Here is an 8,406-nt window from a genome sequence, read left to right on the forward strand (position 1 = left end):
ACCAATGCTGCAAGCCGTCAGAAAGTTCTTGCCAGGGCGCCGTCCACACGTGACCCGAAGCAGACATCAGACCTCAGGTACCCCGGCCAATCGCATGCCCTCGCACTGTCGTTCGCGTCCGGCAAGGTAAGCCAGGTTGTCACTCCAAGCATTACTGGCTTGAAAGCGACGGATACTGAACGTCGGATCGAGTTCAAGTCCCGCTTCCGCCGCGGCCCGTGCCTCGTCTATCTCCCCGAGCAGCGCGAGAACAGCCGCGAGATTGAACTGCGCAAGGGAGTAATTTCGGTTTGCCTCAAGGCCCCGACGCAGCCACGCGGCTGCTTCGGTATCGGCGTTGAGTGCCACCTTGGCGACGCCGACCCATACGAACCACCGCGGGGCCTGAGTATCACGAGGAGAAAGGCGGAGCGCCTCGTTGACGTGAGCTTCAGTTTCCGCGCCGCGACCAAGGAGAACCTTGGCGAACCCGATGAGAGCGTGAGCAAATGCTGAATTACGATCCAGCGCCAACACACGCTCGAATTCAGCGATGCCCTGGACCACGCGTTTCGAAAATATGCGGACCCCACCCAGAACCAAATGCGCTCCAGCATGGTTAGGAGCAAGGGACAACACTTTAGTGCAGATTGCTTCGGCCGCGTCAAACTGCACTGACGGGTCGTCGGTTATGAGGGCTGCCCCAGTCCAGACATCGACCATCGCCAAACCAACCATGGCCTCGATATTTCCGGGATCAAGTGCCATGGCTTGGACGAAAAAGCTCCGTGCTCGGGCGATGCAGTCGGGGGTAACCCCTTTGTTCAACCAAGCTCTCCCCTGGAAAACCAAATCCAACGCGTCTGGATTAGACGAATGCTCCGCCCGCCGGGCCTCAGCGGCGACGAGTTCGGCATCTAAAGTATTGGCGAGCCGCGATACGATTTCGTCTTGCATGTCAAAAAGGTCGGCGACGGGCTTGTCAAAACGCTCCGCCCAGAGGTGGTTGCCGGTTTCGGCGTCGATCAACTGCACGTTAATGCGCAGCCGTTTTCCGGCTCGCTGAACAGAGCCTTCTAGGAGATAGCGAACGTTCAATTCACTGCCGATCTGCCTGAGAGCAATCGACTTGCCCTTGTAGGTAAACGCAGTGTGTCGGCCGATGACAAACGAGCCGCTGATGCGCGACAGGTCCGTGGTTAGACTTTCCGTCACGCCGTCCGCGAAATACTCTTGTTCAGCGTCACCGCCTATATTTGCAAATGGCAGCACCACGATGGAAAGCCGAGGTGCTGTGTCCACGGGCGGCGTGCCGACATTGCCTTGTGCGGTTGCAATTGGCTGCCCTGGATCCTCGTGGACAGTACCCACGAAGCGGAATCCCTTGCGCGGCAGCGTCTTGATCAGATGCTGTTTTTCGCCGGTGTCACCGACTGCTGTGCGAGCTGCATTGAGGCGGGTCGTCAATGCGGCATCCGAGACAATGCGACCGTTCCAGACTGCGCTGATGATGTCGTCTTTGCTGACTACACGTTCCCTGTTCCGGATCAGGTAGTGAAGGAGGTCGAATACCTGTGGCGCGAGAGGAATCAAGTCGCCCCGACGCAGCTCGCGCCGGTCCGTGTCAAGTGTGTAGTCTTCGAAGTGATAGCGCAATCTGCCACTTCCCCTATACTCCCGAGGGATCTTCGGGAGGTGCTCCACCACGGCCAACTACAAAGATTAAGCCGCCGGTAAGCAAAATGTAAGCCGCGGATTAAGCAGGTCTGTTCGAGTAGGGGCACGTTCCTCCGGGTGAGCCGCTTATCCCGGAGACGCATCAATGAACACGAACCACGCGGCAGGCGAAGTACGCCTGATTCCTGCCATCCGGCCAGTCCGCGCCTTCTTCAAACGATATTGGCGTGCATTTCAGGAGCAGCGGAGCCGTCGTAAGTTGCGGGCCGTCTTGTATGAACTCAATGATCATGATCTCAAGGACATTGGAATTTCACGCGGTTTGATCGAACATTTTGTCTCGAGCCCGACTATCGACCCACGGTTTGTCGGGCGGGCGACCAGGCGAGTGGCTGAAGAGGAGGCGCATCGGCTTGCATGCAGTGGTCAGCTTCTCGCCCTTTCCGGATATTCACGACGGGGCCGCCGATGTCCGCTGCTGTGTTTTAACGAGACGCGGCTTCGACCGATCGTTATTCGATCTCTCAATCGCAGCCCGCCTCTATATCCTCGATTGAGATCCCGTTCAGCTCATCTTCGCAAAGCCCTGCAAAAGCTGCTTTGCGCGACGGCCCGCGGCCGGGCATGGTGATCGCAGGATACTGATTGTCTGGTCTTACGCGCTCTGCGCGGTCTTCACCACCACGACCTTGTCGTCCGGCGCATGATCCGCGGCATGGCGCTTCAGATGCTCGCGGCGCAGGCCGATCTCGTCGCGCACGAATTCATAGCCGAGCTTGAACGTGTCCAGCCCGTCGCTACTGATGGTGCCGTCGCGCAAGCCGATCACCACGCCGCGCAGGATCGTTTCCAGTTCGTCCTGCAGTTCGTCGAGCGCGTCCAGCGAGTTGGCGTATTCCATGCGCTCGCCGACATCGAGAATGGCGGTCGCGAGCTGGCTGGCCTTTTCCGGCGCGACCCGGGTGATCTTGGCATAGATGGCGGCAAAGATCGTGCCGATGATGCTGAGCGCGGCGAGCGCAAAATACATCAGGTCGCTGTAGCGCTCGACGAAGGACTTGGTTTCATCATTGATGTATTCGGCGGCGCCGGGATGCGCCACGATGAAGGCGTCCTTGTCGGTCGCGGCCGGCTCGATCTTGGAGGCGAAACCGTCGGGCAGCGCGAGCTCGGCCTTGTTCTCGTAGATGATTCGCGCCAGATCGCCGACCGTGGTGGTCGAGAGCTTGGACTGCGCGACCAGCAGCCATTCGAGCCCGATCGTGTCGACGTCTTCGGCAGGGAGGGCGGGCGAGGCGGACAGCATGCCGGTTGCCACCGTTTCCTCTGAAATCGCCGGATATTTTCGCGCGATCGCTTTCGCCGACTCGATGGCGTTCAACGCGAAACCGCCGCGCCTGGCATATTGCTCGTAGCTCTTGTCCTTTACGATTTGCGAGGCGTGCGCGATCTTGATCACTGCGCCGAAGCCCGCCGCAAAGAGCTGGTCGAAGGTCTGGCCCGGCGGCGCCATCTGCACCCGCGTCGCCGCGTCCGGGGTATCCGACAATTCGAGAATGTTGCGTACGAGCGCAGTCCCGCTCTCGCTGTCGGCGATGACCGCGATCTTCTTTTTCTTCAGCTCCGCGATGGTCTTGATCTTCTTGCCGCTCGGGCTGATCAGGAGAAGCAGGTCGTGTTCGAGGATCGCCAGCGCGCGGGCGCGGGGCGGTATCCTGGCGTCGGTGCGCAAGATCGCAAGGTTGGCTTCCTTGCGGTCGAACTGCGACAACGCCTTGGCATTGTCGCCGTTCGGCACGATCTTGAGCCGCAGCCGCGAGGAGTTATTTTTCAGCACCGTCGCCAGGCGGGCGGCGAAGCGCGCCTCGGGGCCGTTGGTCTCACCGACCGCAAATACCAGCGTTTCGGAATTGCGCAGCAGGGTCCGGCCGCCCCACACCACGGCGGCGGTCAGGACCAGTGTCAGGATCGAAAACAGCAGGATCTGGGCCCGGTTGCTCTTGACCGTCCGCGAACGGCGACGCGGCATTTTCGGATGCGGCGTTCGGGCTTCAGCACTCATGGCTCGTACCTGGAGGGTCAGGGACGTGTCGCCGCCGAGCTGGCGCGGCAGGCGTCCGAATGAATTCGTAAATACCTAGAAAAGAACGATAATTTTGCCTGCCGGGCAATGATAGCCCGCTCCTATGGGATTGCAAACCGCGCTGGTCGGTAACCTTACCCGTACAAGTCCGCTGTGCGCCGGTGCCGCAGTATCGCAGTTCCGCCACACCGTGCGATTTTCAGACTACCGAGAGGTGCATTCCTGCCCGGGAGATGTCATAAATAAAGGCAACGCTAGAGTAGTCCGGGTTTGAAAAGAACATTGCGCTGACAGCCTAGGCCCCGGTTTTTTCGCCACCCGTCAGTCCCAGCAAAGGGCGTCAGCTTTGTTGTTTCCTTCGATGTCGTCCTCGGTCCCGGTAGGTGCGCTGATAGGATGGATGCTGCTTCTGACAGTGAAGCACGTCATCGCCGACTTCATGCTGCAAACTTCCTGGATGGCGATCGGCAAGGATCAGAAGACCGGCTGGGCGCTGCCGCTGCTCGCGCATTGCCTCGTGCACCTGGCGGTATCGCTGGTGTTGATCCTGATGGTCGCGCCGCGCTTCTGGTTCGTCGCCTTTATCGATTTCTTCATTCACCTCATCGTCGACCGCCTCAAGGGGATCATCGCGTCCCGCTTCGGCGTGACGCTGGAGAACGAGCATCCGTGGTTCTGGACGCTGATCGGCGTCGACCAGGCGCTGCACCATCTCACCGGCTTCGGCCTGGCGATCTTCATGGCGGCGAACTGATCCTGCGCGACGGCAGCGTCACCTGCTGATTTCAACCATCCTCCGGCATCGCAAGGCGCGTATCTGCGCCGATTGCGAATCATGTTTTTCGATTCTGATTCAGCCGTGGCTGGCAAGGCCCCCGGAACACTACTGGCAAGCGTGGTTAACCCTTCATTAGAGAATTGCACGGCATCTTCCGGAAAGGGAGAACCCGCAATGTTTTCAAGTCGCGCCGCCTTCGAGAATGATTTCTGTCCGGTCCGGGACGAGCTCTTGGGCGAGATGTATCGCGCCAATGCGCACGGCCTGCCGCTGCTGGTGGACAGCGTTTCGTCCGACGTCCGCGCCATGCTGGCGCTGTTCTGCTACCGCCGCAGCCATCTGCACGCGCTGGCCCTCGCCATCGCGGCGAGCTGCACCGAACGCGAGCTGATCCATTTCGGCGGCCGGGTCGGTTCCACGCTCTATGCGCTGTCGCGCGAACCCGCCGCGCGTTCGGCCTCATCGTCATCCCAGAACGGCCGCAAGCCGATCACGCTTTCGACCAAGCCGCTCTCGACCTTCAAGCCGATCGAGGACGAGATCGACGAAGAAGATTTTGCGGAATCCGTGACGGCGTAACTTGCTCAGCCGTCGTCCTTGCGCCCGCGCGCAATTGCGCACTAGGCAGAGACGACGGGAAATACCGGCAATCCGTGCCGCTTTCGCGCCATTGCGCATTCGACATCGCCGGGCATACAGGTGCGGCACACCTCAGGCCGCACGGCGTAGACCAGGCACGACACAGCCTCGCCGACCTTGCCTGACAGCGCCGAGCAGCGGTCGCCCTCGCACCGCATGCCCGACAGCCGTTCATTGACGAACCGTTCCGGGATCAGGTCGAGCGCCGCATCGTCCTCGATGGTAAAACGCGGCCAATTCTGCGAATAGCTGCAGCAGGCGCCGCAGGCCTGGCAGGGGCTTTGGTTCTCGGCGGCGATTCCTTGCATGGACAGCGTTTAACCCGGAATGACGGCCGCGGCCAGCCGCCGCCGTCAGGTATCCTTGGGCGCCTCCCAGACCAGGCTGCGGCGCCATTTCGCCCGCAGGATGTCGCGCCTCTCAGGATATTTTTCGTCGTGGTAGACCGCGTCGACGACGCGGTCGGTGCGGAAACTGCGAAAATCCTTCCGCAGTTCGCACCACGCCGCCAGGATCCGTACCGCCTCGTGATAGCCGACGGCGATCGGCCAGATCGTGCGCTGGCTGTCGCGGCCGCGCTCGTCGCGATAATTCAACGTGATCTTCTTGCCGTCGTGGATTTGCGACCGTGTCCGCACCATGTCGATGCGGTCGGGCTCCCGGTTCCATGCCCGCCGGGCGCGGCTGGCGGGTTCCAGCACGAACGGCCGCAGGCGCTCGGGCACGGTCTCGGCGACCTTCGCCATCAGGTCCTGGGCTGCCCGCGCCAGCGCGGGGTCGGCATGGCCGACCACCCATTGCGCGCCGAGCACGCAGGCCTCGATCTCATCGGGTGTCAGCATCAAAGGCGGCAGGTCGAATCCCTTTTCCAGGATGTAGCCGACGCCGGCCTCGCCGCGGATTGGCACCCGCTGTTCGATCAGGGTCGTTATATCGCGGTAGATGGTTCGCTTCGACGTCTCCAGCTCGGCCGCGATCGCGTCCGCCGTCAAAGGTTTTCGGGTGCGCCGGAGCACCTGAATGATCTGGAATAACCGGTCGGCCCGTCTCATGGCTCGTCTCTTTTTTCCATAGCGTTTTCCAGCGAAGTGGATCCCGGTTCGCGTAAAGAAAACGCGTCAAAACAAAAACCTGGAGTCCGGTTCTGATGCAATCAGAACCAAAAAGACTCTAGGGCATCTGCCCGATGCTGACAGCATGTTGGCAGCAGGGGGGCGGTATATCGGGACAACACCTCAAGTGAAGGGAATTTGTCCATGACGATTTTCAGCGAATTCGGCCCCCTGGGAAGCCGCGGACCTCTCGCCAATGTCCAGGGATTTGCATTGGAACAGCTCGTTTCCATCCACTGCGTCACGTCAGACCTGCGTTGGGCGATGGTCGAGCTGGCGTGGCGCTCGCTCACGGCAATGGGTGCCCTGGCGCGAGCGCAACTCGTGGCGTGGGTGCGCAAGCACCGTACGCCGCGGGAGGAGGAGCGCCATAGCCAGCATTGCTGCTGCTGACACCATGGTGGCAGCAGGGGGGCGCTAGCCTCGGGGCATGTTTTGAGATCGGGAGACCAGCATGATTGTCCTTTACGGCTTCGGCGCCGGTTTCGGCCTGCCGGAGATCAGCCCCTTTGTGACCAAGACCGAGGTCCAGCTGAAGATGGCCGGTCTCGCCTATCGCAAGGAAAGGGCCAAGCCGCCGGCCTCTCCGAAGGGGCAGTTGCCCTATATCGTCGACGAGGCCGAGACGATCGCCGATTCCACCTTCATCCGTGCGCATCTGGAGGCCAAATACGGTTTCGATTTCGATGCGCCGCTCAGCCTGCAGGCGCGGGCGCAGGCCTGGGCCTTCGAGCGGATGATCGAGCACCACATCTATTGGGCGCTGGTTGGCGCGCGCTGGGTCGATGGCGACAATTTCGCCAAGGGACCGGCGCATTTCTTCGACAGCGCGCCGCTGCATCTGCGCGAGAAGATGCGCGAGGACGCGCAGTTTCGCGTCGCCGAGAACTATCTGCTCAGCGGCCTCGGCCGTCACGCGCCGGACGAGGATATCGATCTCGCGGTCCGCTCGCTGTTTGCGCTGTCGGTGCAGCTTGGCGACAAGCCGTTCCTGATGGGCGAAACACCATGCGGTATGGACGCCACCGCCTTCGGCGCGCTCGCCGGAATTCTTACGCCGTTCTTCGAATCGGCGCTGCGGCAGCGGACCGAGCAGTTCGCCAACCTCACCGCCTATGTCGACCGGATGATGCTGCTGTATTACCCGGAATTCGCGTGGGCGCCGGTGCAGCAGGCCGCTTAGGTGGGATCCGTCGCGGCCGGCTGTCCCTTCAACGCCGCCAGCTCGGCTTCGAGTTCAGCGATGCGGGCGTCGCGCACGGCCAGCGCCTGCGCGACATCGGCGGCATCGAACTTCTGCGGGATGTGCTGCGGGCAGTTGGTGTCCCACGCTGAAATCCGGAACAGGATGACCTGCTCGGGCCGCGCCTTGTAGCCCTGCGGCATCAGCGATTTCGTCAGGGCTTCATCGTCCTCCACCACGCGCGCCTCGCCCCAGATCTTCACGCGCCGGCGATGCGTGTAGTCCATCACGAAAATATGCGCCTTCGGATTCTCCGACAGATTGCCTTGGGTGATGTACTGCCGGTTGCCGCTGTAGTCGGCGAACGCGATCGTGTTCTTGTCGAGGATCTTGATAAAACCCTTGGGACCGCCGCGGTGCTGGATATAGGGGTGCCCGCCGGCGGAGGCGGTCGCCAGATAGAAGCTGTTGGTTTCGGCGAGGAAGCCGGCGAGGTTCTCGTCGATCTCGGTGCGCCAGCCGCCGCGCGCTTCGACGCCGGCATAGGCATCGCGCGAGCCCTTGCGGGCCTGGATCGCCTTCACCGCCGGGGTGAACGCGACGTCGCTGGAATAGGCGTGAACGTCAGACATCTGAGCCTCCCACATGGAGCGCCAATACGGTCGTCCTTCGGCCCCTAAAATGGATGTTTCGGTAGTATAAACAATCTCGGGAATTGACACTTCACTATTGCTGGATATGCAATAGTGAGATGGACCGGCTCGACGCCATGCAGGCCTTTGTCGCGGTGGCCGACTTGCGGGGTTTTGCGCCCGCGGCGCGCAAGCTCGGCCTGTCGCCGTCCGCCGTCACCCGACTGATCGCGGCGCTGGAGGAGCGGCTCGGCGCGCGGCTGCTGCAGCGGACCACGCGGCAGGTGACGCTGACCGACGCCGGCTCGCGCTACCTGGAGCGC

11 protein-coding genes are annotated in these 8,406 nt (G+C 61.7%); 6 read left to right on the top strand and 5 right to left on the bottom strand.

Translation table 11 applies throughout. The features are described 5' to 3' along the window. Window positions 1-66: 66 nt before the first annotated feature. Complete coding sequence (locus CQ12_RS15515; RefSeq protein WP_057836177.1) at window positions 67-1,635, bottom strand: winged helix-turn-helix domain-containing tetratricopeptide repeat protein; 1,569 nt, start codon at window positions 1,633-1,635, stop codon at window positions 67-69. Window positions 1,636-1,801: 166 nt separating this feature from the next. On the opposite strand from CQ12_RS15515, the gene CQ12_RS42300 reads away from it, so the two are divergent. Further along, window positions 1,802-2,287, top strand: a complete 486-nt coding sequence (locus CQ12_RS42300; protein ID WP_083519301.1) for a DUF1127 domain-containing protein — start codon at window positions 1,802-1,804, stop codon at window positions 2,285-2,287. Window positions 2,288-2,311: 24 nt separating this feature from the next. Here CQ12_RS42300 and CQ12_RS15520 read toward each other — a convergent pair whose 3' ends face one another. Continuing rightward, window positions 2,312-3,718: a TAXI family TRAP transporter solute-binding subunit gene (locus CQ12_RS15520; RefSeq protein ID WP_057836170.1), complete on the bottom strand. Its 1,407-nt coding sequence runs from the start codon at window positions 3,716-3,718 to the stop codon at window positions 2,312-2,314. Between the two features lie 421 nt (window positions 3,719-4,139). On the opposite strand from CQ12_RS15520, the gene CQ12_RS15525 reads away from it, so the two are divergent. Together CQ12_RS15525 and CQ12_RS15530 are read left to right on the top strand one after the other, a co-directional pair. Beyond that, on the top strand, window positions 4,140-4,493 hold the full coding sequence (locus CQ12_RS15525) for a DUF3307 domain-containing protein (protein ID WP_198164163.1): 354 nt from the start codon (window positions 4,140-4,142) through the stop codon (window positions 4,491-4,493). Between the two features lie 198 nt (window positions 4,494-4,691). Beyond that, the gene (locus CQ12_RS15530; RefSeq protein ID WP_057836172.1) at window positions 4,692-5,096 is read left to right on the top strand and encodes a hypothetical protein; all 405 of its coding nucleotides are present in this window, start codon (window positions 4,692-4,694) and stop codon (window positions 5,094-5,096) included. A gap of 41 nt (window positions 5,097-5,137) precedes the next feature. Here the strand turns inward: CQ12_RS15530 and CQ12_RS15535 are convergent, their stop codons facing one another. Together CQ12_RS15535 and CQ12_RS15540 are read right to left on the bottom strand one after the other, a co-directional pair. Continuing rightward, the gene (locus tag CQ12_RS15535) at window positions 5,138-5,464 is read right to left on the bottom strand and encodes a YkgJ family cysteine cluster protein (protein ID WP_057836173.1); all 327 of its coding nucleotides are present in this window, start codon (window positions 5,462-5,464) and stop codon (window positions 5,138-5,140) included. Between the two features lie 45 nt (window positions 5,465-5,509). After that, entirely contained in the window at window positions 5,510-6,208 is a 699-nt protein-coding gene (locus CQ12_RS15540; RefSeq protein ID WP_057836174.1) for a helix-turn-helix transcriptional regulator, read from the bottom strand. A 204-nt stretch (window positions 6,209-6,412) separates the two neighbouring features. Here CQ12_RS15540 and CQ12_RS15545 point away from each other — a divergent pair, with 204 nt between their 5' ends. Then, complete coding sequence (locus CQ12_RS15545) at window positions 6,413-6,661, top strand: hypothetical protein (RefSeq protein ID WP_057836175.1); 249 nt, start codon at window positions 6,413-6,415, stop codon at window positions 6,659-6,661. Between the two features lie 61 nt (window positions 6,662-6,722). After that, window positions 6,723-7,451 (top strand): glutathione S-transferase family protein, encoded by a 729-nt coding sequence (locus CQ12_RS15550; protein WP_057836176.1) that lies wholly within the window; start codon window positions 6,723-6,725, stop codon window positions 7,449-7,451. On the opposite strand, the gene CQ12_RS15555 is transcribed toward CQ12_RS15550, so the two are convergent. Beyond that, entirely contained in the window at window positions 7,448-8,083 is a 636-nt protein-coding gene (locus tag CQ12_RS15555) for a pyridoxamine 5'-phosphate oxidase family protein (RefSeq protein ID WP_057836178.1), read from the bottom strand. The genes CQ12_RS15550 and CQ12_RS15555 overlap by 4 nt on opposite strands. Window positions 8,084-8,202: 119 nt before the next feature. Here CQ12_RS15555 and CQ12_RS15560 point away from each other — a divergent pair. Beyond that, window positions 8,203-8,406: helix-turn-helix domain-containing protein (locus CQ12_RS15560; protein WP_157088244.1), on the top strand; the 204-nt coding region annotated here is incomplete at its 3' end.

The organism is Bradyrhizobium jicamae, from assembly GCF_001440395.1.
Taxonomy (GTDB): Bacteria; Pseudomonadota; Alphaproteobacteria; order Rhizobiales; family Xanthobacteraceae; genus Bradyrhizobium; species Bradyrhizobium jicamae.